The sequence below is a fragment of the Nocardia iowensis genome (assembly GCF_019222765.1).
In the GTDB taxonomy this organism is placed as follows: domain Bacteria; phylum Actinomycetota; class Actinomycetes; order Mycobacteriales; family Mycobacteriaceae; genus Nocardia; species Nocardia iowensis.
This window is the reverse complement of record NZ_CP078145.1, coordinates 2,321,839-2,344,877: the sequence shown is the minus strand read 5'-3', so window position 1 is coordinate 2,344,877 and position 23,039 is coordinate 2,321,839. Positions and strand designations below refer to the sequence as shown.

Annotated in this window: 26 protein-coding genes; 12 read left to right on the top strand and 14 right to left on the bottom strand. The window is 65.5% G+C overall.

Annotated elements, in window-relative coordinates; translation table 11 throughout:
• Positions 1–31: 31 nt before the first annotated feature.
• The gene (locus KV110_RS10735) at positions 32–931 is read left to right on the top strand and encodes a GAF domain-containing protein (RefSeq protein ID WP_218475567.1); all 900 of its coding nucleotides are present in this window, start codon (positions 32–34) and stop codon (positions 929–931) included.
• Between the two features lie 3 nt (positions 932–934).
• Positions 935–1,687: a GAF and ANTAR domain-containing protein gene (locus KV110_RS10730; RefSeq protein WP_218475565.1), complete on the top strand. Its 753-nt coding sequence runs from the start codon at positions 935–937 to the stop codon at positions 1,685–1,687.
• 10 nt (positions 1,688–1,697) lie between these two features.
• Here KV110_RS10730 and KV110_RS10725 read toward each other — a convergent pair whose 3' ends face one another.
• Complete coding sequence (locus KV110_RS10725) at positions 1,698–2,537, bottom strand: SDR family oxidoreductase (protein ID WP_218475563.1); 840 nt, start codon at positions 2,535–2,537, stop codon at positions 1,698–1,700.
• A 217-nt stretch (positions 2,538–2,754) separates the two neighbouring features.
• Between KV110_RS10725 and KV110_RS10720 the strand changes: the two genes are divergently transcribed.
• A complete protein-coding gene (locus KV110_RS10720; protein ID WP_218475561.1) occupies positions 2,755–3,651 on the top strand; it encodes an STAS domain-containing protein in 897 nt (298 codons plus the stop codon).
• A gap of 10 nt (positions 3,652–3,661) precedes the next feature.
• On the opposite strand, the gene KV110_RS10715 is transcribed toward KV110_RS10720, so the two are convergent.
• From KV110_RS10715 to KV110_RS10705, 3 genes are all read right to left on the bottom strand, one after another.
• Entirely contained in the window at positions 3,662–4,348 is a 687-nt protein-coding gene (locus KV110_RS10715) for a PAS and ANTAR domain-containing protein (protein ID WP_218478333.1), read from the bottom strand.
• Between the two features lie 103 nt (positions 4,349–4,451).
• Positions 4,452–5,234 (bottom strand): ANTAR domain-containing protein, encoded by a 783-nt coding sequence (locus KV110_RS10710; RefSeq protein ID WP_218475559.1) that lies wholly within the window; start codon positions 5,232–5,234, stop codon positions 4,452–4,454.
• The gene (locus KV110_RS10705) at positions 5,231–6,028 is read right to left on the bottom strand and encodes a GAF and ANTAR domain-containing protein (RefSeq protein WP_218475557.1); all 798 of its coding nucleotides are present in this window, start codon (positions 6,026–6,028) and stop codon (positions 5,231–5,233) included. The genes KV110_RS10710 and KV110_RS10705 overlap by 4 nt, the downstream gene beginning before the upstream one ends.
• A gap of 152 nt (positions 6,029–6,180) precedes the next feature.
• Between KV110_RS10705 and KV110_RS10700 the strand changes: the two genes are divergently transcribed.
• Both KV110_RS10700 and KV110_RS10695 read left to right on the top strand, forming a co-directional pair.
• Complete coding sequence (locus KV110_RS10700; RefSeq protein ID WP_218475555.1) at positions 6,181–6,630, top strand: anti-sigma factor; 450 nt, start codon at positions 6,181–6,183, stop codon at positions 6,628–6,630.
• Positions 6,620–7,453: an RNA polymerase sigma factor SigF gene (locus KV110_RS10695; protein WP_218475553.1), complete on the top strand. Its 834-nt coding sequence runs from the start codon at positions 6,620–6,622 to the stop codon at positions 7,451–7,453. Before KV110_RS10700 ends, KV110_RS10695 begins: the two co-directional genes overlap by 11 nt.
• 5 nt (positions 7,454–7,458) lie before the next feature.
• Here KV110_RS10695 and KV110_RS10690 read toward each other — a convergent pair whose 3' ends face one another.
• Together KV110_RS10690 and KV110_RS10685 are read right to left on the bottom strand one after the other, a co-directional pair.
• Positions 7,459–7,965 carry a flavin reductase family protein gene (locus KV110_RS10690; RefSeq protein ID WP_218475552.1) on the bottom strand — a complete coding sequence of 169 codons (507 nt, stop codon included), beginning with the start codon at positions 7,963–7,965 and terminating at the stop codon, positions 7,459–7,461.
• A gap of 138 nt (positions 7,966–8,103) precedes the next feature.
• On the bottom strand, positions 8,104–8,466 hold the full coding sequence (locus KV110_RS10685; protein WP_218475550.1) for a MerR family transcriptional regulator: 363 nt from the start codon (positions 8,464–8,466) through the stop codon (positions 8,104–8,106).
• A gap of 49 nt (positions 8,467–8,515) precedes the next feature.
• Here KV110_RS10685 and KV110_RS10680 point away from each other — a divergent pair, with 49 nt between their 5' ends.
• A complete protein-coding gene (locus KV110_RS10680) occupies positions 8,516–9,160 on the top strand; it encodes an NAD(P)H-dependent oxidoreductase (protein ID WP_218475548.1) in 645 nt (214 codons plus the stop codon).
• Between the two features lie 94 nt (positions 9,161–9,254).
• Positions 9,255–9,821, top strand: coding sequence for a YdeI/OmpD-associated family protein (locus KV110_RS10675; RefSeq protein WP_218475547.1), 567 nt, complete (start codon positions 9,255–9,257; stop codon positions 9,819–9,821).
• On the opposite strand, the gene KV110_RS10670 is transcribed toward KV110_RS10675, so the two are convergent.
• Positions 9,818–10,027 (bottom strand): hypothetical protein, encoded by a 210-nt coding sequence (locus KV110_RS10670; protein ID WP_218475546.1) that lies wholly within the window; start codon positions 10,025–10,027, stop codon positions 9,818–9,820. The two genes, KV110_RS10675 and KV110_RS10670, sit on opposite strands and share 4 nt — an antisense overlap.
• Positions 10,028–10,482: 455 nt before the next feature.
• On the opposite strand from KV110_RS10670, the gene KV110_RS10665 reads away from it, so the two are divergent.
• Entirely contained in the window at positions 10,483–12,153 is a 1,671-nt protein-coding gene (locus tag KV110_RS10665) for a bifunctional 3'-5' exonuclease/DNA polymerase (protein ID WP_218475544.1), read from the top strand.
• A 494-nt stretch (positions 12,154–12,647) separates the two neighbouring features.
• Here KV110_RS10665 and KV110_RS10660 read toward each other — a convergent pair whose 3' ends face one another.
• Together KV110_RS10660 and KV110_RS10655 are read right to left on the bottom strand one after the other, a co-directional pair.
• The gene (locus tag KV110_RS10660) at positions 12,648–13,085 is read right to left on the bottom strand and encodes a DoxX family protein (RefSeq protein WP_218475543.1); all 438 of its coding nucleotides are present in this window, start codon (positions 13,083–13,085) and stop codon (positions 12,648–12,650) included.
• Between the two features lie 261 nt (positions 13,086–13,346).
• On the bottom strand, positions 13,347–13,883 hold the full coding sequence (locus KV110_RS10655; protein ID WP_246634458.1) for a M15 family metallopeptidase: 537 nt from the start codon (positions 13,881–13,883) through the stop codon (positions 13,347–13,349).
• Positions 13,884–14,038: 155 nt separating this feature from the next.
• Between KV110_RS10655 and vanR-Sc the strand changes: the two genes are divergently transcribed.
• Both vanR-Sc and KV110_RS10645 read left to right on the top strand, forming a co-directional pair.
• Entirely contained in the window at positions 14,039–14,722 is a 684-nt protein-coding gene (gene vanR-Sc, locus KV110_RS10650; RefSeq protein WP_218475539.1) for a VanSc-type vancomycin resistance response regulator transcription factor VanR, read from the top strand.
• On the top strand, positions 14,715–15,791 hold the full coding sequence (locus tag KV110_RS10645; protein ID WP_218475538.1) for a sensor histidine kinase: 1,077 nt from the start codon (positions 14,715–14,717) through the stop codon (positions 15,789–15,791). Before vanR-Sc ends, KV110_RS10645 begins: the two co-directional genes overlap by 8 nt.
• A 115-nt stretch (positions 15,792–15,906) precedes the next feature.
• On the opposite strand, the gene KV110_RS10640 is transcribed toward KV110_RS10645, so the two are convergent.
• Both KV110_RS10640 and KV110_RS10635 read right to left on the bottom strand, forming a co-directional pair.
• Positions 15,907–17,139, bottom strand: coding sequence for an SGNH/GDSL hydrolase family protein (locus KV110_RS10640; protein WP_218475536.1), 1,233 nt, complete (start codon positions 17,137–17,139; stop codon positions 15,907–15,909).
• A gap of 64 nt (positions 17,140–17,203) precedes the next feature.
• On the bottom strand, positions 17,204–17,713 hold the full coding sequence (locus KV110_RS10635; protein ID WP_218475535.1) for an anthrone oxygenase family protein: 510 nt from the start codon (positions 17,711–17,713) through the stop codon (positions 17,204–17,206).
• A gap of 76 nt (positions 17,714–17,789) precedes the next feature.
• Between KV110_RS10635 and KV110_RS10630 the strand changes: the two genes are divergently transcribed.
• Positions 17,790–18,389, top strand: a complete 600-nt coding sequence (locus KV110_RS10630; protein WP_246634457.1) for a TetR/AcrR family transcriptional regulator — start codon at positions 17,790–17,792, stop codon at positions 18,387–18,389.
• Between the two features lie 38 nt (positions 18,390–18,427).
• On the opposite strand, the gene KV110_RS10625 is transcribed toward KV110_RS10630, so the two are convergent.
• A complete protein-coding gene (locus KV110_RS10625; RefSeq protein ID WP_218475533.1) occupies positions 18,428–18,886 on the bottom strand; it encodes a MarR family winged helix-turn-helix transcriptional regulator in 459 nt (152 codons plus the stop codon).
• A 120-nt stretch (positions 18,887–19,006) separates the two neighbouring features.
• Between KV110_RS10625 and KV110_RS10620 the strand changes: the two genes are divergently transcribed.
• Positions 19,007–19,477, top strand: coding sequence for a PPOX class F420-dependent oxidoreductase (locus KV110_RS10620; RefSeq protein ID WP_218475532.1), 471 nt, complete (start codon positions 19,007–19,009; stop codon positions 19,475–19,477).
• A 27-nt stretch (positions 19,478–19,504) separates the two neighbouring features.
• On the opposite strand, the gene KV110_RS10615 is transcribed toward KV110_RS10620, so the two are convergent.
• Together KV110_RS10615 and KV110_RS10610 are read right to left on the bottom strand one after the other, a co-directional pair.
• On the bottom strand, positions 19,505–20,323 hold the full coding sequence (locus tag KV110_RS10615) for a maleylpyruvate isomerase family mycothiol-dependent enzyme (RefSeq protein ID WP_218475531.1): 819 nt from the start codon (positions 20,321–20,323) through the stop codon (positions 19,505–19,507).
• Between the two features lie 520 nt (positions 20,324–20,843).
• Positions 20,844–22,754, bottom strand: coding sequence for a M61 family metallopeptidase (locus tag KV110_RS10610; RefSeq protein WP_218478331.1), 1,911 nt, complete (start codon positions 22,752–22,754; stop codon positions 20,844–20,846).
• Positions 22,755–23,039 lie beyond the last annotated feature (285 nt).

The following is a 23,039-nucleotide window of genomic DNA, read 5'->3' as shown; positions in this document are numbered from 1 at the left end:
TCCCCCTTGCGTGGGGGCGTAGGCTTTACCTGTGCGGTCGTATTCGGACGCTCACCAGGAAATAGCCCGTGAGTGGCAGGAATTCAGCGCCGAGCGAGGACGTGCAGCTCGCGCGGCGACCGTGGCCGCGAAATACGAGGCACAGGCCGTCCAGCGACCGGAATCCATGCAGCCATTTCGTCGGCACATGGCGGAATTGCACCGGCGGATCGAGGCCCGCCATCTCGCGTGCGCGCGACTGCACCGTTTGCACGCGCTCCGCCTGCAGCGTTGGTACATCGGCGACCGGGCGTCGCTGCGACCGGTCTTCATGGCCGCGGTCGCCCAGCACCTGAGAATGGACAGCGCCGCGGTCACGCTGTTCGGGCGCGCTGGCGAGGAGCTGCTGGTCGCCGCCTCGGATGGGACGGCGCGGACCGCGCACGATCTCGAACTGCTGATCGGCGAGGGCCCCGCCCGCGAGGTATTGGACGGCCGGGACTTCGTCGCCGCGGACAGTACGGATCTGGCCGCTCGCTGGCCGCAGTACGGTCCGGCGCTCACCGAGATCGGGGTGCGGTCCGTGGTCGCGGTCCCATTGCGCTCTTCTCGGCTGCTCGGTGCCTTGTGCGTGTTCACCAGCCGAGCCGGACTGCGCAACGAAGTCGCCCCGGCCGCGACGAAAGTGGCCGACGCCCTGGCCAACACGGTGCTGCTCGCCGCACACGGGACCGACGACGGCAGCGGTCCGATGGGGACCTTGTTCGATGACGCCGATTACCTCACCGCGGTGCATCAGGCGGTCGGTATGGTTGCCGTGCAGTGCAGTTGCGATCTCGACGCCGCGTTGGCGCTGCTGCGCGCACGCGCGTTCGCCGAAGGCATCGCCGTTTCCGAGATCGCCCACTGGGTACTGGAGGACGGATATCAATTATGTTGCCCGTCAAGGTAGTTCATGACTGACGAGCTGGCATTGGGAATGTCGGAGTTGACGGCGACGCTGTTGACCGGCGATGACGTTGCCGAATCACTGTGCGCTGTCGCCGATATCGTCGCCAGGATGCTCCCTGACCACCCCATGGTTGGAGTGACGCTGATCCGGGAGCACGACACCATCGTCGCCGGTTCGAGCGGCGCACCTGCGCTGCTCATCGAGGAATCCCGGTTCGGCGAGCGAGACGACCCCTGTCAGCAGGCGATCAGTACCGCACGCCAGGTTTCGGTGCCTGATATGGCCACCGAGCACCGCTGGGGCGGCTACGCCGAACGGATGCTGGCCCACGGCGTGAAATCTATTCACGCCCAACCTCTTTCGGTGAAGGGTGAAATAGTCGGCGCACTGTCGCTCTACTCGAAGCGCCCGCACAGCTTCACCGGCCGGCTTCGCAGGGCCATCACGCTCACCGCCGAACACATTGGTGTACTGCTCGCCGTGGCCATCGATACGACAAGGCGGGCCAAGCTGACCGAGCAATTGCGCGCCACGCTGGCCTCCCGCTCCACCATCGACCAGGCTCTCGGCATCCTCATGGCCGAACGGCGGTGCACCCGCGAGGCCGCGTTCGCGGTGCTGCGTGGCACGTCGCAGCGGCGCAATGTCCGGGTCGCGGACTTGGCCGTCGAGATCATCGAGGTGGTCAGCGGCCGCAAACCGCCCTCGCCGCACTTCGTCGACCCCGAACAGCCACCCCGCCCGCGCCGCCGGTGATGTCCGGCGATCAGAGAATGGGCCTACCACCCGTGACGGCCAGGCGCGCGCCGGAGATGTAGCTGCCGTCGTCCGAAGCGAGCAGCACGTACGCGGAGGCGAGTTCGGCGGGTTGTCCTGCCCGGCCGAGCGGGGTGTCGTCGCCGAACTTGCTGACCTTCTCCGGCGGCATCGTCGCGGGGATCAGCGGTGTCCAGATCGGGCCGGGGGCCACGCTGTTGACCCGAATTCCCTTCTCCCCCAGTAGCTGAGCCAGGCTGGCCGAGAAGTTCGCGATGGCCGCCTTGGTCGCCGCGTACGGCGCGAGCGTCGGCGAGGGCATATCGGAATTCACCGACGAGCTGCCGATGATAGATGAGCCTGCGGGCATGTGCGGCAATGCGGCCTTGACCAGGTAGAAGTAGGCGCCGATGTTCAATTTGAAGGTGTAGTCGAACTCCTCGTCGCTGATCTCGTCGAGGCTGGTGTGCGTCATCTGATAGGCGGCGTTACTGACCAGCACGTCGATCTTGCCGAATTCCGCTGCCGCACGGTCGATCACGGCGCGGCAGTGCTTCGGGTCGGACAGGTCGCCCGGCATCAGCACCGCCCGGCGGCCCGCCTGCTCCACCAGCTGCGCGACCTGCTTCGCGTCCTCGTCCTCGTCGAGGTAGGAGATCAGCACATCGGCGCCTTCGCGGGCGAAGGCGATGGCGACCGCGCGGCCGATTCCGCTGTCCGCTCCGGTGATCACGGCCGCCTTGCCGGTCAGCTTGCCGGAACCGCGGTAGCTGTCCTCACCGCAGTCCGGCACCGGGTTCATCCGGGCCTGGATACCGGGGACTTCTTGCTGCTGCTCGGGAAAACCCATAACGGCGGACCCTTCTGTGCGCTGGTCTGGACTCAGACCGGGTGCCCCGTCGCCGCGCCAGGAAACCCTCCGTTGATGCCCTTTCGATGGCTGCGCCGATCGACATAGGTATACGATTCTGCCGGCGGTGGAACGGTCCAACAAGGCGGCTGGCCACTGTATTTTCGAGCACGCGAGTCCGAGTGCGTGGGATGGACCGGAGGCGGCATTGTCCGAAATGTCGATTACTGCTTTCGCGGCGGATACCAGTCCCAACGGTGTCAGCGCGGGCCTGCTTTCCGAACTTGTGGAACATCTGCGGCAGAACCGCACCATCCTGCGCGAAGAATGGGCGCGCCGGATTACCGAAGCGCAGTTGCTGACCGCGATGACGCCCGACGAGATGTTCTCCGAAGCCACCTCCGTCTACGACAACTACGTCGCCGTGCTGGAAACCGGCTCGGTAGAGGCGCTACAGGATTACGCCCGCGATCTGTCCGAACGCATCATCCCGCGAGGTGTCGAGACCGACGAGGTCCTCGGCATCGTGCTGCTGTTGCGCGACGTACTCGCGCGCTCACTGTTCGAGAAGTACCAGGCCGACTTCCAGCTACTCAACGCGGTACTCGACGCCTACGAACCGGCCGCCAACCGCATCGCCAACACCGTTGGCGTCTCCTTCGTCGAGGAACGCGAGCGCATCATCCGCCAGCAGCAGGAGGCGATCCGCGAGCTGTCCACCCCGGTTCTCCAGGTGCGTGAACAGCTGCTCATCCTGCCGATCATCGGCGTGCTCGACGGGCAGCGCGCCCGCCAGCTCACCGAACAGCTGCTGCGCGCGATCCGGGCCAATCGCGCCAAGGTGGTCGTCATCGACATCACGGGTGTGCCGACGATCGACTCCACCGTGGCCAACCACCTGGTGCAAACCGTCGACGCCTCCGGCCTGATGGGCGCGAACGTGATCATCACCGGCCTGTCCTCGGAAATCGCGCTGACGCTGGTTACGATCGGCTTGGATCTGTCCAAGATGAACGCGGTCGGCGACCTGCAAGGCGGTATCGAAGAGGCCGAACGGCTGTTGGGCTATGAGGTCAGCCGGACCAGCGACTCCGCACGGCGATCGGACGGCTGAAAACCCTCGCCTACTGCTCGGGACCGGCGTGCTCGTGCAGGGTCAGCAGCAGATGGTCGAACGCGGTCTGCTCCCGCGGCGGGGCCGGGGGCAGCGAGTCGAGTTCGGTGATGAGCCGAGTGGCCAGCGTGCGCAACTTGACGTTCGTTTCCTGCGACCGCCATTGCAGCACCCGGAAGGCCTGCTCGGCATTGATCCGGTACACCCGCATCAGCACGCCCTTGGCCTGTTCGATCACCGCGCGCGACTCGAATAGTTCCGGTAGCGCGCCGTCGAGCATCTCCTGGCGCTGCTCATCGAAGGTTTCGGTCAGGTCTATGTAGTAGCCCGCGGTGCCGACGACATTGCCGTCGTTGTCGGTCATGGTGTCGCCGAAGACGATCACATGGTGCGTCTGACCGGTCAGGTCGATGATGCGGTGGCGGCTGCAAAAGGGCTCGGCATCGCGCAGCGACTTGGCGATCGTCTGCGCGACTTGAGCCCGGTCGTCCGGATGCTTGTGGGATAGCAGCAGCTCCGTGGTGGGAGTCACCGATCCCGGCTCGTACCCGTGCATGGCGGCGACCTCGTCCGACCACTCCCACCGTTGATCGGCGAACCAGAAGCGGAAGCTTCCGGTCGCCTGCGGGGTGCCGACACCGACCACCTGGACGACCGCATCGGTCTCCGCCCGGGTAGCCACCGCGCCTGTTTCCATCACAGCGTAAGTATGCTCGCTACCTGCGGTTTTCTGCTAGTGCACCCGTCGGTCGCCGGTGTCGTAAGCAGTGCACGCCGTTTTCAGCAGCCGGAGACAACTGTCAGATATCTATGTGCCGCGGGGGTGCCAGATCCGGTGGGGCGTGCAATATTCCGGCAGCCCCCGGGTCCTGTGGCGCGGCGTTCTGCGCTTCTACGATGGCGCGCGCGTGGTCGGTGGGCGTGACGCCGTGGGCTCGGGCAAGTCGGACCAAATAGTGCCGCGCCGCAGCGATATTCAGGTCGAAGTATTCGGCCAGGACGCCGACCGCCGCGGCGATCACGGTGGTGCCATGCAGCACCGCTTCCACGGTTTCACTGGTGCTCGCGCGCCGGCCTTCCACTCGCCCGGTGGACAGCGCGATGGCGATGAGATCGGCCAGGATCTGGCCGAAGTCGTTGGGACGGGCGTTGCCCCATGGCTCGTCGACGTGCACCACGACCGAACCGAGCGGCACTGTCAACGCGATCACCGGAAAGGCGCGGATGGATCGCAGACCCGCGGCCAGAGCCTGCTGGCGATACTGCGGCCAGCGGAGGTCGGCACCCTCGTCGAGATCGGCGATCATCGCCACCACACCGTCGCGGGCGCTGGCGGACCCCGGTCCGGTCACGTTCAGGCGCGGATCCGCCGAGACACCGTCGCGCGACGCCTCGGCAACGATCTGAAGCCCTGGCGACTCGGCCGACTGCCGGGAGTCGACCAAAATCACCACCGCGGATACCGCGTCGAAGCACTCACGGGCATGGGCAGCAACGGCGTGCAGCAGTGTCGGCACGTCGAAATCGGTGGTCAGCGTCGACGTCAGCTCCGCGATCGCCAGCCGCGTCCGGGCCGTGGTCATGATTCCTGCCCCTCCGTCGTGTCGCGCTGGTCCCGCAACGACAGTCGCCGGGCGACGATGTCTGCAGCGACCTCGGCGATGGAGCGCCGCTGCGCGTAAGAGTAGGCCCGCAACCGATCCAGACCCACGGCGACCGGGACCGCGAGTTGCACCGCCACCATACCGGCGGCGTTGAATACTTCCGCGCGCGAGAAGTCGTTGGCGGTCTCGAGCGCGCGGTCGTCCGATCCGGCTTTCTCGAGCGCGATCTCGACGCTCCCCGCCGCGTCGATTCGCTCGGCCCAGTTCGCCCGCAGGGTGCGCCCGACCGCCACCGCGACCGCCACCGCCGACTCCTGCTCGGTGGCAGCCAGCATCCCGGCCGCGTTGCGATACAGCTCCAGCACACCGATCGGCCGCACCGCGCCGGGTACCGGAAAGGCGAACGCGGCGCGTACCCCGAGGGCAAGCACGTCGGGGGTGAACGCGGGCCACCGCGCGGCGGCGGCCGCCAGCGTCAGATTCGGCCACAACTCGCCGCGATCGTCGCGGTAGGCATCGACGCAGGGACCCTCACCGACGATGAACTGCAATTCATCGATCTGCTGGGCGGTCGCATTGGTCGCGTAAACCAATTCGCGCACTTGCGTCGAACTGCTCAGCACCGCTACGGCGGCACCGTCGGTACCGGTCAGGCGCACGGCAGCCGAGCACAGCGTGCCGATTCCGGTGAACAGCGAACCACGCGCACGGGTGACGTCCTGGTCGGGATCACCAGGCCGGTCACCGTGATAACCACCGGACGCTTCCTCCACGCCGCACTCCTAATCTCCCCGATTTCGACGCTACTCCAGCTGGGTACGCAATCCAGCACCAACGGTGCGGCGCGGGCGATTTCGGGCCGATCTCCCGGTTGGGTCGGCACCGCTGGGGTATGGCCCCAGTGACGCGATGGGAGGCGGTGGACATGATGAAGGTGGTTTCCGAGACATCGGCGCCACAGCAGACGGCCGTGGTCGCGCACCGTGTTGTCGTCGAGCTAGCCGCTGAGCTGCACGAATTGGGAATGCTTCGAGCGCTCGCCGACACGGTGTGCATGATGGCCGACGTCGCGCTCGATGCGATTCCGGACATCCGGCTGGTGCTGAGCGAAGCGGCGACCGCACTGATGCTCGACGCGGTGCCCGGCTCGACCCTCGACTGTGAGTTCACCTACAACCGGCGCCGGATCAGCGTTCGGATCAGCGCGACGACAACGCGAGATATCGAGGTCAGCCGCGATCCGCTGAGCTGGCAGCTGGTGCGCATGCTCACCGATGCGGCCGAGCTGACCCGAGATCCTTTTGATCCCGCCGCGGGCGGGTATCCGACGGCCATCGAATTCAGCTGGGAGCGAGGAACATCCGATGCCATGTGAGTTCACGGACCGAACCGACACCGCTCGACGCTCGCAGTCGCGCGGCGACAGCTACGACAATATCGAGCCGTGGTTCGAGAAGATGGCCGCGCTCGACGCGGGCGATCCGCACCGGAACGAGCTGCGCGAGGAAGTGCTGCAACTGTGCCTGCCGTTGGCCGAGCACATCGCCCGTAAGTTCGCGGGCCGCGGCGAGGCCTTCGACGATCTGCACCAGATCGCCCGGGTCGGCTTGGTGCTCGCGGTCGATCGTTTCGATGTAGCGCGTGGCAGCTCGTTCCTGTCGTTCGCCGTTCCGACGATTATGGGTGAGGTGCGCAGGCACTTCCGGGACAACACCTGGGCGGTGCGCGTACCGCGCAGGCTCAAGGAGATTCAGCAGCTCATCGGGCCCGCCACCGAAACCTTGTCGAACCGGCTCGGCCGCGTGCCCACCGCTCGGGAGATCGCCGCCGAACTGGAGCTCGAGCTCGGCGAGGTCACCCAGGCGTTGATCGCGAGCAATGGTTATCAGACCAAGTCGATCGATGCCGTGGTCCGCGACGACGGCGAGAACGCTGCCCTGCCCGTCACGGCGGGACTCGGCGCGGAGGAACCGTGCTACGGGCTGCTGGAGCAGTCGATGACGGTGCGCCCACTGATCGCCGCGCTGCCCGAGCGGGAACGCCGGGTCCTGATCATGCGGTTCTTCGAATCGCTGACCCAGGCGCAGATCGCCGAACGGCTCGGCGTCTCACAGATGCAGGTTTCGCGCATTCTCTCTAAGACGCTGAATACCCTGCGCGAGCAGGCACTGGGTGAGGAGGCTGTACAGGTTGCCTGACTCCCCTAGGCCACGTGGCCCGGCTTGAGGTCGGCTACGGCGTTATAGCGCAGCGGGGCGGTTTGCGGGGCGGGTGCGGAGGCTGCGACCGGTTCGATGAGTATGCCGACGTGATCGCCGAAATCGTGCCGTTCGAGAATGCGCCCGGCGAACCATCCGGCCGCGGCCTCCAAGATCGGCTGTTCGGCCGGGCCCGCGTGCCACTTGCAGTGCGCGAACTTGTTGATGTCGTCACCGGTCTCGGCGCCGAAAAGCGCGGCAAGCGAGGACTGTTCGCTGCCGAGCAGATGCACGACGAGGTGGTCAGCGTCCGCCGCGACGCCGAAGGTGAAGTTGTTCTTGGAGATGCCGATCAGAAAACGCGGCGGTTCGATACTCACCTGCGAGGTGAAGCCGACCAGACAGCCGGCCTGGCGGCCACCCGCGCGCGTGGTCACGACGAACACCGGGTAGTCGGCGGTGGCGATCACCGCGTCGAAACCCGATCGATCTGCTGTGGCGTTGTCCGACATGGTCCTCGCGCTCGGCTCGGCCGCGCCCCTCGTCGCGCGGGCGTGCAGCGCGGCTCAGGACCGCGGCAAGTGGGCAGTCCGTAACCCACACTACGAGACATCACCGCTTCGCACGTCCGCAGAACGGTGGACCGCCGGTCAGCGGGCGGAGGTGATGTCCGAGCGGAGTTTGCGGAGGTTGGCCTTTTCGGCGAGGAGGCGTTCGATTCCGGCATCCAGCTGACGGGTGCGCTCGTCGAGTTGCGCTAGCACGTCGTCGCGGTCCTGGTCGGAGGCGTTTTGCGGGGCGGTGCAGGCGATGTGGATCAGCGTTGCCGCTTCCGACAGCGAGAGGCCGGAGGCGAGCAGGCAGCGAATATCGTGCACCGTCTTGACGTCTTCTTCGCGGTAATGGCGGTAGCCGTTGGGGTCGCGCTGCGGGGTCAGCACCCCGGCATTCTCGTAATGCCGCAGCATCCGCGGGCTCGCGCCGGTGATCCGGCTCAGATCGCTGATCCGCACTGACCTTCTCCTTGACATTGACGTTAGTGTCATACTTTACCTTGGCCGCATGACGAACGAACAGCGCCGACCGAACGTACTGCTCGTGGTCTCGCACCCCGATCACGAGTCCGCCACCTGGGCTATCACCCGAGCGGTCGAGCAAGGTATCCGAGCAGACGGAAGTACCACTGCCACAACACATGACCTGACCGCCTCCGGCTTCGACCCCGTGTACAACGCGGCGGATCTCGCGGTCCATCGACTGCTCGGGGACGTACCCGCCGACGTCGAGCGGGAGCACCGGTTGCTCGAATCGGCCGATGTCGTCGTTGTTCTCTTCCCGGTGTACTGGTGGTCCATGCCCGCATTGGCAAAGGGCTGGATCGACCGGGTCTTCAGCCGCGGCTGGGCCTACGAGAACAGCGCGCACGACGGCGGCAGTGCGATCAAAGAGCTGCACTTCGTCGCAGTGGCGGGCGTCGGGGAGGGCACCTACGATCGCCGCGGCTACAAGGAATCGATGACCATTCAGTTGCAGCACGGCATCGCCGGATACTCCGCCATCCCCCACTCATCCATCGAATTCCTCTACGGCTCCGAAACCACGGACCCGCACGTCCACCAGGAACTGGCGGCCCAGGCCTACAAGCTCGGCGCCGACCTGGCCCAGCGCGCCCAGTCCGCATTCGACGCAACGAACCCTGAGCCGTGAGTGGGCGCTCTCGCGTTTCGCCGCTGCCATGTGCCACTCACCTTCGCCGATAAAGTGCTCATTTGGTGAGCACTTAACTGGGGATGATGGCTTTATGGAGACGTGCGATGCAGGGTTCATTTGCTTCACCGACGCGGCGGAGTGGGAGGCTTGGCTGGCCGGGGAGCACGATCGGTCGACCGGGGTCTGGTTGCTGATCAGCAAGAAGGGTGCGGCCGACAAGGGGATCACCATCGGGGAGGCGCTCGATGCCGCGCTGTGCTTCGGCTGGATCGACAGCCATCGCAAGGGCTACGACGAGCAGCACTACTTGCAACGCTATTCGCCCCGGCGACCGAAAAGCCCTTGGTCCCAGGTCAATGTCGAGAAAGCCGAGGCACTGATCGCCGCGGGGCGGATGCGCGAGCCCGGTCTCGCGGCGATCCGGGCGGCCGAGGCCGACGGGCGGTGGGCAAGCGCCTACCAGCGGCAGCGCGACGCCACCGTCCCACCCGACCTGGCCGCCGCGTTGGCCGCTGACGGCCTGGCACTCGACCATTTCGAGCGACTGGACCGGACACGGCAGTACGCCCTGCTCCTCCGGCTGATGAAGGCGCGCACGCCGGACAGCCGGGCCGCACAGCTGGCTCAGATCGTCGCGGACCTCGCGCAGGCGAGCTAGTGGCCGGGAACCTCTTCGGCGTCAGTGTGTCTGGCCTGAGCTGGCGTCGGCGCATCCTGAGATGCCGTCGCTTTGCCATCGCTGGCCAGGGTGAGCATCGCCAAGGCGGATTCGCGCACGAGCATTTCCAGCTCATCGATGAGACCCATCACGATGCCCCGAACGTGTTCGTGCGTTGTCTCCGGACGGTCGAGATCATCTAGCACCGTGTGCAATTGGAGTCCGAAATCCAGCAAATGCCGCCGTAGCTGATCGTTACAGGCAACGAATTGCAGTATGTCGGGCCCGTTGGACTCGGCGGCCGACTCTCCTGTCCCACGCGAACGGGTCGCGGCGCCGATAGTCTGACCAGGCCTCCTTCTGGCGCCAGGCATCTTGGTTCCTCCTGAATCAACTCATCTCGGGGCGCCGATGCAGACGACCCGAGCACGGTGGATCACGAGTCGAGTAGACATTTTATGGTTTTGCCCGCCGCGACGCAGCTAACCCGCACCTTCGGTTTCGACCAGCCTGATCGGCTCAGCCGATGTATCGCGTCCGGCGCCAGTTCTGTTGCGGTGCTGTAGAAAAGCCCGCTTCGCATCCGAAACACCCAAGCCGGTGGCGCGCGGGAAGCATTGGCATTACGCGCACCGACCTCCCCGGTGCAAGACTCGGGGACATGAGATGGGCGGTGGCGGAGACGGGCGATGGCGGTGCACGTCTGTGTCCACTCGATCAGGACGGTCGGCCCGCGGGACCAGTGGTGCGCGAACCCTCGCTCGCCGAGGCGGTGCGTGCACGCCCGCAGGTCGAGCGGTGGGTCTGGCGATCCACCGCCGAGATCTACCGACCCTTGCTGGCGGCAGGCGTACGGGTCGAGCGCTGCTACGACGTGCAGGCCGCGGAGGCCCTGCTGATCGGCCACGAGGAGGGCCAGTCGGGCCAGGCCCGCTCGCTGGCGGCGGCCTGGGCGCGATTGCACAACCTGCCCGTTCCGCCGGACGCGCCCGCGCGGGCCGCCGAGACCCAGCCGTCGCTGTTCGAGTCGGGTCCGGTACCGCTGCCGCCAGGCACGGACGAGTTCACCGCGCTACTGGAGGTTTACGCGGGACAGATCGCCCGTACGGCGAAGACCGAACATCCGGAGCGGATGCGGCTGCTCCTCGCCGCCGAGTCGGCGGGCATGCTGGTGGCCGCAGAGATGTCGCGAGCCGGGATCCCCTGGCGCGCGGACGTGCACCGCGAGTTGCTGAACAAGCTGCTCGGTGAGCGCTTTCCCGGCGGGGAACCGCGCCGGATGACCGAGTTGGCCGAGGAGGTGTCGCGGGCCTTCGGGGAAGGTGTGCGGGTCCGGCCAGATCTGCCCAACGACATCATCAGAGCCTTCGCCCGCGCCGGAATCCCGTTGTCCTCCACTCGAAAATGGGAGCTCCAGCAGATCGATCACCCCGCGGTGGCGCCACTGCTGGCCTACAAATCGCTCTACCGCCTGTACACCGCCCACGGCTGGTCCTGGCTCGAACAGTGGGTACACGACGGCCGCTTCCGTCCCGAATATTTGCCCGGCGGAACGGTTTCCGGCCGCTGGACCACCAACGGTGGCGGTGCCCTGCAAATCCCCAAGGTGATCCGGCAAGCGATACGCGCCGACCCCGGCTGGTCTCTGGTGGTCGCCGACGCCGACCAGATGGAGCCGCGAGTACTCGCCGCAGTCTCCCGCGACCAAGGGCTGATGGAGGTGGCGGGCCGCGGCGACGATCTGTACGCCGATCTGGCGGCTCGCGCCTTCGGCGGCGACCGCGCCCAAGCCAAGATCGCCCTACTCGGCGCCATTTACGGTCAGACTTCCGGCGACGCCCTCACCCACATGGCCGAACTGCGCCGCCGTTATCCGGCCGCGGTGGCCTACGTCGACGACGCGGCTCGGGCCGGTGAGCAGGGTCGCCTGGTCCGCACCTGGCTGGGTCGCACCTGCCCGCCGCTGTCCGCGGCGGCGCCGGACCAGGCGGACCTATCGCAGGAGGAGGCCAGCGGGTATGGCAGCACCGCCGCGGCCCGCGCTCGTGGCCGCTTCACCCGTAACTTCGTGGTCCAAGGCAGCGCCGCCGACTGGGCACTGCTGGTACTGGCGGGGCTGCGGCATGCGATGACTCGGGCCGGGCTTCGCGCCGAACTGGTCTTCTTCCAGCACGACGAGGTCATCGTGCACTGCCCGGCCGAGGAGGCGACCGTGGTTGCCGAAGCGATCGCGGCCGCCGCGGCGGCCGCGGGCCGGATCGCCTTCGGTCCGACACTGGTGCGGTTCCCGTTCACGACAGCGGTGGTGGAGTGCTACTGGGACGCCAAGTAACGGCGCGTCCCGGCGGCGAACTCGCGGCCAGAGCCGAGGCCGCCCGGAGACCTCACAGGTTTCTCCGGGCAGCGTCGGTATCCGAGACGGCGGGAGGGCGCCCGCCACCGGTGAGCCATGAGCCACGGACGCCTCCGTGCCCCACTCGGACCGAAATCCACTGATCCACCGGTGGTTTGAACGGTACTGACCGTATGCCTCTCTACGGAACAGTATTTGGACAATTAGGGGAATTTGTCTACTTGCAGTACGAAATATGCAATCTGTACACCTTCATTCGAAGGGCTGCACGCTCCAGGGCGGGGCGGTCCAGCGCAGGCGTTCGGCGATTCGATCGGTCCATCTGTCGGGAAGATTGCCGCCTACGACCATGCCACTGGGGACCAGATAGCCGCTGGATCGATCGACGCCAACCCGACGGGCGATCGATCCGAGAACGCACAATCGGCGATCGGTGGGTGGGCCACCGATCGCCGGTCGTACTTATGGATTTGTCATCGCGAGAGCGAGTTGCGCAGGTCGGTGATAGTGGAGCGGCGCTCGTAAGCGATCCAGGCGAAGATCGCGGCGAGCACCAGCGGGAAGATCGCCATCACGGGCTTGTCGGCGATGAAAGCCTGCGTCGCGGCGGCGAGCACGGTGAGAACGGACAGACCCGCGGCAGCCAGAGCGCTGAGCCGTGGCACCATCAGACCGATACCGCCCGCGACCTCGACAACGCCGATGAAGATCAGCAGCCCGAGGGGGATGGTCAGATTCTCGGGGGCGTTCTCCATCAGGGTGTTCGGGATGACGAGCTTGGGCCCGCCGGAGGCAATGATGAAGAACAGGCCGAGCAGGATCTGCAGCGTCCACAGGACGCGGTTGCGGACCTTGCCCGGACGGTAGGTGGTGTCGTCGGCGAAGTTGGCGGTGGGGTTGGCGGTGGTCATTTCCGGTCCTTCTGGTCGGTCGCGCCGGGTTGGTAGCGCGTTCAACAGATAGGACGGAGCACCGTCGGAGAACTCATCGCTGTCCGCGAAGATTTTCGGAACCATTGGGGCCCGGTCGCTCGCTGCGAGACTACGAAGGTCGCGGAGCAGCCGCCGAAGCTGCCGCTGGGTCGTCGGTGAACAGCGAGGGTTGGGTAAAGCGGCTCGCGGGAACGCTTCCGGCCGCGACGGATCCGGGCCGGAATACGCCGAGCGTGCCGATCACTGCTGCATCCTCGGGTCCTGGGTGGGGTCGGCATACCGGGGCGGGCAGCCGTAATCGGCGGCCTCGGGCCGCAGTTCGTAGTGCCAGGGTTCGTTGCTGTAAATCTGGCACAGCCCGTACTCGGCGCCGTGCGCGGACAGCCACGCCGCTGCCTCGATGGGCCCGATGTCGACCGCCTCCCCCGACACGTGAGCAGACGTGCCGGGGGTGGCCACCCATCGGGCAGCTTCGGCTTCCGAGCCGTACTTCGAGACCGCCTCCCGCAAGAGTTGCTTCTGATAATCCGGGGACCGCCAGCCACTATTGACGACGAACTCGACCCCGTCGTTCGCAGCATCACGTGCCGCTCGGCGCAGGGCACCGAGCAAATCGGGATCGAGGTTGGCCACGGACGGAACGTCGTCATCGAAGACCGTCACGCGGTCCGGCAGGTGGTCGCCGTGCGGAATATGAATGGACCATGCGCCCGAGGAGGACAGGGACGCCAGCGACTGGTAAACGAAGACGCCGATCAGCGGCGCGCTGACGACCACGAGGGCCGCGAGGGTGGTCGATCGGATCCGGCGAGTCGCTGTTCGTGCTGGTCTACTGTGGTTCATGCCTTCAGTGAAGGCAGCGTGGTGTTGCTAGCACGTATGCGATTTTCGATACGCCGACGATATCCCCCGGCTGGGAGAATCGAGGGTCTATGCGCGTGTTGATCGTCGAGGACGAACCCTATCTGGCGGAAGCCATCCGCGATGGCCTGCGCCTGGACGCGATCGCCGCCGACATCGCCGGTGACGGCGACACCGCGCTGGAGCTGCTGAGCATCAACGCCTACGACATCGCCGTCCTCGACCGCGACATCCCCGGTCCCTCCGGCGACGAGATCGCCGAACGCATCGTCGCCTCCGGCAGCGGGATGCCGATCCTGATGCTCACCGCCGCCGACCGGCTCGACGACAAGGCCTCCGGATTCGAACTCGGTGCCGACGACTACCTCACCAAACCCTTCGCACTCCGAGAACTCGTGCTCAGACTCAGAGCACTCGACCGCAGACGCGCCCACAGCAGACCACCCGTGCGCGAGATCGTCGGCCTGCGTCTGGATCCGTTCCGCCGCGAGGTCTACCGCGACGGCCGCTACGTCGCGCTCACCCGGAAACAATTCGCCGTGCTCGAAGTTCTCGTCGCTGCCGAAGGCGGTGTCGTCAGCGCCGAAGAACTTTTGGAACGAGCATGGGATGAGAACGCCGACCCGTTCACCAACGCCGTGCGCATCACAGTCTCCGCTTTGCGCAAACGCCTAGGCGAACCATGGATCATCGCCACGGTGCCCGGCGTCGGCTACCGCATCGACACAGGAGGCGAGAGAGGCGAGCGTGGATAGGGCACCGGGGTTGAGCATTCGCCTCAAACTCACCCTCAGCTACGCCGGATTCCTCATGCTCGCTGGTGCCCTACTGCTTGCGGTCGTATGGGTATTCCTCCTGCGCTACGTGCCCGAGGACGCTCGCAGGGCCCCAGGTGGCGGACCCAACCGCGCCGAACTGCTGAGCGCCTTCGGCCCGAAAGCAGCCTGGGCGCTGGCTTTCCTGCTGATGTTCGGTCTCGCAGGCGGATGGATTCTCGCCGGACGGATGCTCGCCCCGCTGACCCGCATCACGAACGCCACCCGGATGGCCGCGAACGGGTCGCTCTCCCACCGAATCCAGTTGGAGGGCCGCACAGACGAGTTCCGCGAACTCGCCGACGCCTTCGACACCATGCTCGCACGGCTGGAAGCACACAATGCCGAACAGCAGAGGTTCGCCGCCAACGCCTCCCACGAATTGCGGACCCCACTGGCGATCACGCAGACACTTCTCGACGTGGCCCGCAATGATCCGAGCCGCGACACCGGCGAACTGGTCGCCCTCCTGCACACCGTCAATACCCGCGCGATCAACCTCACCGAAGCATTGCTCCTGCTCAGCCGTGCCGATCAACGGTCCTTCACCCGAGAACACGTCGACTTGTCCCTCACAGCGGAAGAAGCTATCGAAACGCTGCTCCCCCTCGCCGAAAAACGCGGCCTCACCATCGAGATTACCGGCGACATGGCACCCACCCTCGGCTCCCGCACGCTCCTGCAGCAGATGACAACGAACCTCGTGCACAACGCGATCGTCCACAATCTGCCTGAACAGGGCATCGTGCGGGTGACGACCAGCGTCCACCCCAAGAGCGTGGCGCTCACTGTCGAGAACACGGGCGAAAAGCTCACCCCCCAGCTGGTTTCCACGCTTGTCGAGCCGTTTCAGCGCGGCACCGAACGCATCCGCAGTGATCATGCGGGTGTCGGCCTCGGCCTGGCCATCGTCAAGAGCATCGCCCAGGCACACGACGGAACCCTCACCCTCACCCCGCGCCCCGCCGGCGGGCTCTGCGTCACGGTGCAACTACCCAGGCGGTCATGAGGCGGGCGTGAGCGCCGGTGGTAACCAGCGGTCTGCATAAGCCGGACGGCGCGAGGTGCATATCGTGTCGGGCTAGTGGCCGCGGGGCGCGGGCCGCGACCACGGCCCCAACACGCTAAGCCTGCAACTGACGTTGGGTAGCGGCGGCCATCGCGGCATACCCGATGTCGTTGAGGTGCAGGTGGTCGCCGGCGTCGAAGCGGGGGTCGAGGCGCCGCGGGTCGGCCGGGTCGGCCAGCGCCGTGTCGAGGTCGACGAGCGCGTCGTATTCGCCTGAGGTTCGGATCCAGGCGTTGACGGCCTGCCGCCGGGCTTCGCGCTCTTCGGTGTAGTAACGCGAACCTTGGAACGGGGGCAGGGTGGCGCCGATCACCCGGACGCCCGCGGCTCGGGCTTGCTGGATCAGGCTGCGATGGCCGGCAATCAGCTGTTCGGCGGACACTTGCGCCTGCGGCGCACCGTTGCGGTCCTGACCGCCGCCGAGCCCGATGTCGTTGATGCCCTCGAGGATCACGACAGTGCCCACTCCTGGCTGTTCCAGGGCGTCGCGCCGGAACCGCGACAACGCGCTGTCGCCGAGGGTGGGGGAATCGACGGTGACACGGTTGCCGCCGATACCCAGGTTCAGCAGCGGCCGCGGCGTGCCCTGCGCGGTCAGCTGCTCGGCGAGCTCATCCGGGTAGGTGTTCCTAGCGTCCGGTGTCGCGCCGTAACCGTCGGTAATCGAGTCGCCGAACAAGGCCACACCCGACTGGCGGGGCAGAGCGACTGTCTCGATGGCGGACAGGTAGTAGTAGGACACCGACGTCTCGGTGAAGGCATCGGCAGTGGCGTCGGCGCGGTGATCACCGTATCCGCGGTAGCTCGTCCCCATCGCCTGCGCGTGATAGGTGGATGGCCCCGTCGGTTGTGCGAAATACATCGTGATAGTCAGCGAATCCAGCGGCGCTACCGGGAAGATCGCTGGGTCGGTGACGATTTCGGAACCCGGAGCGATCACGAATGACCGGTTGAGGCCAACAGCCAAGTGCTGCATTGTTTCTGGTTGAATCGCCGCGCCGGATGCCGTGCGCGCGATGGTCAGGCCGGTCACTTGAAGCGGCTGTGTGCCGTAGGCGTTGGACAACCGCAGCCGCAGCGCAGGTCCGCCGCTGGTAACTCGGATCACCTGGCGCACAGTGTGATCGGCGAAGCCTTCCTCGGACCAGTTGGGCGTGTAGTTCTTCCCCGCCCGCATCGTGGCCGTCGCCCATACCGCTTCCCATCCCTGCGCGGGCGCCGCCACGGCAACGCCGGAGGAGCCAAGCAGGGTCGCCATCACCGCGGCCGCCACAATCTGTTTACGCACGAGTGCGATTCCTTCCTTATCAGTCATATCGTCTGGCCCATACCGATGACCCGGTTCTCGTGAGCTACGTGGCCACCGCGACCGGCTTCTCCCGCATGCCGGTGTTCGATTCGCGGCTCGCGGCCCACATCGCGAGCAAGATCATCAGCGTGAAGGCGATGAGTGCGGTGCCGGTTCGCAGGTAGTGGAAGTAGTCCCAGCGCGTGAGGATCTCGGCGTAGTCGGTGGGTGCGCCTTCGGTGACCCACCTGTTGATCTGGTGGTTGATCGGGACGTTGCCGAAGCGGGTGATCACAAAGCTCGCCACGACCAGCGTGCCGGACAGCGCGGCGAGTAGGCGAGGTCGGCCGCTGGTCACCGCGGCGAGAGCCACGCAGGACAGCGCGGCCAAGGCCATGGTGAGTTGCATGCTGACGCTGTTGTTCCGCATTAGATCGGTGTGGAACTCGAGCCGCATCTGCAACGGGACGCGACGGAAAGTGGGTGCGAGGTTGGCGGCGCCGTAGCCGAAGGCGCCGGCGAGGAGTCCGGTGGTGAGCAGTGCGAGGGAATGAGTAAGTCGGACGCGGTTCAAGGCACTCCAAGCGATAGAATTCTTACAGTGATGTAAAGGCTAGAGTGTCCCGCTAAATTTGACAAGGGTGTAAGAGTTGATCGAAAAACGGGAACCGAAGCGGCGAGCCGACGCCGAGCGCAGCAGGACCCTCATCCTCGAGGCGGCCGTCCGGCTACTCTCCGAGCGGCCCGGAGCGGGGATGTCCACGATCGCGAAGGAAGCCGGGGTGACTCGCCAGACGGTGTACGCCCATTTCGCGTCCCGAGACGAATTGCTCACCGCCACCGTCGATCACATCACCGGCCAGGCCAAAGCGGCGTTCGACGCCGCCCACCTCGACGATGGGCCCGCCACCGACGCCTTGCTGCGGCTGCTCGACATCGGCTGGCGGTTCTTCCGGAAATCGCCGATCCTGCACCACGTCGGAGCCTTCGCGGGACCGAGCGACCGCAGCCGCGCCGTCCCGCTCAACACCCGCCTACTGACCCTGATCCGCCGCGGCCAGCAAGCCGGTGAATTCGAGCCGGCCGCCTCCCCGCAATGGCTGGTCACCGCCATCATCGCCCTCGGCAACGCGGCCGGAGATGAGGTCCGCACCGACCGCATGACCGTTCCCGAAGCCCAGCAGGTACTGCGCCACAGCGTGTTACGGCTCGTGAGTAGCCAACCAGCATCCGATGCCGAGCGGCGCTGACGGAATCGGTACCGGTGAAGATGGCTTAAGGGTGCGTCTCACGTGGTCGATTGGGCCGGGGGAATCGCGGCAACACAGACGGCAAGGTCGTTGCGCAGTCGGCATTGCTCTTCCGCGGACAGCGGGGAGAACATTTGCCGTTCGACGGTGCGCACGGCGACGCTGGCGGCGCGCAATTTCCCCTGCCCTGAGCTGGTGAGCCGGGTGGGCAGCGCGCGGCCGCGGGGGGCCTGCTCGGGTCGGGTGAGCAGGCCGCGGTCTTGTAACCCGCGCAGGACGAGGTTCATCGATTGGCGGGTGACGAACGCGCCGCGGGCGAGTTCGGAGTTGGATATCCCCGGGCGCCGGCCGAGTAATTCGAGGCAGGCGTATTGCGCCACAGTCAGTTCCAGCGGGCGCAGCACCGCGTCCATTGCGGAGTGCAGCGCGGCCTGGGCCTGTTTGAGGACGTAGCCCACCGATTGCTCTAATTCGCCCACGGTCTCCTCTTGACGCATGTCAGCATCATGACACAGACTCTCCATGTCAACATCCTGACAACCCGAGGTGCGTGATCTCTCGCGAAAGGGTGCGGTCCCCCACTTTGGCTCCATATTCACGACAGCGAGGAGAAAACGATGGCTGAGATCCGCGACAGGGCCGACGATGTCGACGACATCAACCGGCGGACAGGCAGCGGGAAGACACGGCCTGCCACGATCCTCGACAGCCACGCCGACATACTCGGCAAGAAGGGCTTCGCGCACCTCGCGTCGCTGGGACCCGACGGTGAGCCGCAGTCACACCCGGTATGGTTCGACTTCGACGCCGTCCATGGGCAGCTGCTCATCTCAACCGGCACCGACCGGCAAAAATATCGCAACATCCAGCGCGATCCGCGGGTGTCGGTCTCGATCCTCGATCCCGACGACCCCTATCGCTACCTGGAAGTCCGCGGCCGTGTCGTCACGATCGAGCCAGACCCCGGCAAAGCATTCCTGGATCAGCTGGCGCGCAAGTACCTAGATCTGGATACCTACCCGTACGAGCAGAGACGGAACGTCGAGCGGGTGATCATCCACATACAACCGGAACACGTCATCGCCTGACGGGCCGTGCACGAGCGATCGGCTGAATCAAGCCACCACGGCGAGCAGTGTCGTCGCGGACTCGGCCAGCTCCTGATCACCGCGCAATTCACTACGCCGACGGGCAGTTTCGACGGTGATGCCACGGCTGGCCAGCCGCCAGAGCGTGTCCTGGTCCATCCGCACGGATGCGGTCGGCTCCACAGCTTGCGACGTCGTCAACTCCCAGCGCTGACCGTCGGACACGCCCGTCCAGCACCCGCCCGCCGGGCCGACGACCTCGAACCGCACCGTCGCACCGCTAGGTCGAATCCGATCGTGCAAGGCCGACGGCAGCGCGTGCAGGAAGGTGACCAGCACCGGACGCAGCATCGAAACATCATCGGCCCCGGGCCGATACACCGCGTCGCGGATCTGTTGCTGATGGACCCAGAATTCGGTGTATTCACGGGCGATGTCGAGCCAGCCTGGACTGACACTCAACCCCGCCCAGGAAACGTCCAGATGTGCGGGGCCCTCGAGATCGGTTGCCGCCCAGATGAGATCCAGCTCTGGGCCCAGTTGTGCGAGTAGCTCGATGACCAGGTGCGGGCTGCATTGCCGCATCGCGCGGACGAACTCCTCATTGACGCGTGCCAGGTAGGCCGGCAGGGTTTCCCCGTCGCGAAAGGCGGCACCGCCGTGTTGGTCTCGGCTGCCCGAGATGCGCCGCATGTAGTCGTTGAGGATGTGCGCAGTCACGTCGGCGACACTCCAGCCAGGACATACCGTCGGCTTCGTCCAGTCTGCCGGCTCCAACGACCGGAGTAGCTCGAGCAGAGCCTGTCGCTCGACCGGGAACAGTGGGCGGGTATCGCTCGGGATCATGGTTGTCCAGTGAACCGCTCGTCTCGCCGTCGATGCCAGTAGTTTTCCCAACGCTCCGCGCCTCGGCCACGCCCCAGGGTTCGTTCATCCATTGGCCGACCTCCCGCTACTGCTGGACCGCGAAGCGTATCGAATTCGGCATTGTGGGATGTCCCGAGCCGCAGCGCGTCTCGGTCGACAACGCACGATAGGCGCGCGCAGCCATTCGTCGCGGTGGTGGTGAGGGCTTGGGAGCTGCCCGGATCGGCGGGGTGGTCCAGGGCCCACGAGGCCAAACAGACTCGGTGCACCAAACTCATCACTGCGAGGAACGTGTCCTCGCTGAAGTCGCCCACCACGTGCTCGCGATGGGCTTTCGGGGCTACCAGTACGTGGCCGAGCGAGGTCGGGTACTTGCACAGGAACGCGAAGTTCCGGTTCGTCGCGGCGCGCTAGTTCGTGCGCTGGTCGATCAGTTCGAGGACCAGGCTCCTTGCTGGACCAACTGCGCGCTCGCGACGTCCCGATGCTAGACCGTGCGCTAGTTCCGCGCGGCCAGGATTTGGGTGAGGTAGTCCGGGGTGCCGTCGATGCGTTGCAGATGCGGGTAGCGGAGGCCGTCGTGATAGTCCAGTTCAACGGTCCGCGTCTGATCGAAGTCTTTCACCTGCAATCGGATCGGTGCCGGGTCTGTCTTGGCCGCCTCGATTGCGGCTTCCATCGTGGCTTGGGAATAGGGGGCGTCGTTGACCGAAACCACCGTCATCCCGGTGCCGACTTTGGCCTTGAATGCGGGCCCGTCCCATCGCACGTCGGTGACCTTGCCTTCACCGGACACGTTGAGACCGATGGAGTAGGTGTAATTGACGGCGCCCTCAGCCTTTTTCATCTGAGCCGTGAGGAGGGCACCCGGGTTGTTGTCGAAGACCAACTTCCACCCCGTCTTCTCGACACTTGCGGCGAACGGTTCCTTTCCGTCGAGGCGATCGCGCAGGTACTTCGCCCAATCGTCGGAGACCACGCCATTCAGCGTCGAGACGACGTCGTCGAAGTCGTAGGTGTTCTGTGACATCCACTTACTCTCGTCGACACCGAAGAACGCACGAGCGAAATCATCGAGTGACTTTGTGTTCCCCGACAGTTCGCGGATACGCGCGTCCACCCCCAGCCACACCAGTTGCCCGCCCCGGTAGTAATCCTCGCTGAGCTGCCACGACAGATACGGCTTCGTACGCCGCTGAGCGATGATGGGATCGTTGGTGGTGTCCTGCAGATTGCGCCAGGTGAGTCCGGGCCGGTTTTCGGTGTATGCGGCGACTACCGAAGCCAACGCATCACGAGAGACTTCCGCAGGTCGCAAGCCGGACCGGCCGGTGAGCACGTTGCCCCAATACTGCGTCTGTCCCTCGTAGACCCACAACAAGCTGTCTTGCATCGGGACGTTGTAGTTGGGTGTCCACAGGTCTGCCGGACGTCGAAACTTGCCGTTCCAGGAATGGGTGAACTCGTGCCCGAGCAGATCGGCGCTGCCAACCGCGGGGTCCCACCCGGTGAAATAGTCCGTGGGTTGGCCGTTCTCGCTGGATCGTTGGTGTTCCAATCCGTTGGAGCTGAGCTGATTCGACAACGACAGCAGGAAGTCGTAGTGGTCATAGTGTTGTGAGTCAAACAGTTTCACAGCCTGTTGCACCAGAGCCTTGTGCAGCTCAATGTGCTCGGGCTTGGCTTCGAGCTGCTCCGGTGCGTCTGCGAATGCTTGCAGCCGCACAGGGGTTTTCGCGCCAGGAGCCAGGTCGAACTCCCTGTGATAGCGCCCCGCATACACGGGCGAGTCGACGAGGATGTCCAACGGAACCTGCTTGTAATTCACGGTGTCGCCGTCCTTGCCAGCGACCTCCAGCGCGGTTCCGGCCTCGAATCCTGGCGGGTAGGTAACGCTCGGAATGAAGGGAATCTCACTGACGGGAGCACCAGCTGGATAGAGGACCACGGCATTCCACTGCAAATTCAGCATATTCGGCGTCATCACCACGCGCCCTTGAGTGGAATCGGTGGGGGTGAAGTACTGGAAGCTCGCGTCAATTGATTCCACGCCGTCGGGCACAGTAACCTTGAACGCATACACGTTCAGCGGATCACGCTTCCACTCCAGCTTGTTCCAGGCGCTGGTGAAGGTGATGCCCGCGATCTTGTCGATCGGACCGGACGGAGAGTGGTTGCCGGGCAGCCACTGCGGAAAAAGTAAATCTACCTCGCCCGGCTGAACGGGGATCGTCTGTTTCACCTGAATCACGCGTTGCGGCAGATTGGTCACGTCGACCGCCACCGAGATCGCTTTCTGATTCGCCGGAGCTTCATCAGACTTGCGCAAGCCGAAGTAAAGCGAGCCTGCCAGGAGAATGAGAACGACGACGCCAACAGCGCCAAATATACGGATCTTAGACAACGACACTCCCCGAGTCACACAGACGATCTTGTCGACACTATGAAATAGACGCAATGCCCGCCCCCGGCGGCTGGTGCACATCGGCCAAGGATAGGACCTACCGATTGCCGTCATAAACAATGCTGCTTATAGCGGCAACAAGTTCGCGTACGGTGCGGTCGCCGCGACCGCCTGCCCCATCCCTCCTCCGGCGTCAATGCTTCGAATAGTTTGTTCGGGTCGGCGAACGTCCCTTAGTTGCTGAACTAAGGGACGATACTACGAGGGTTGGTATCGCAGCGTGCGAGGAGC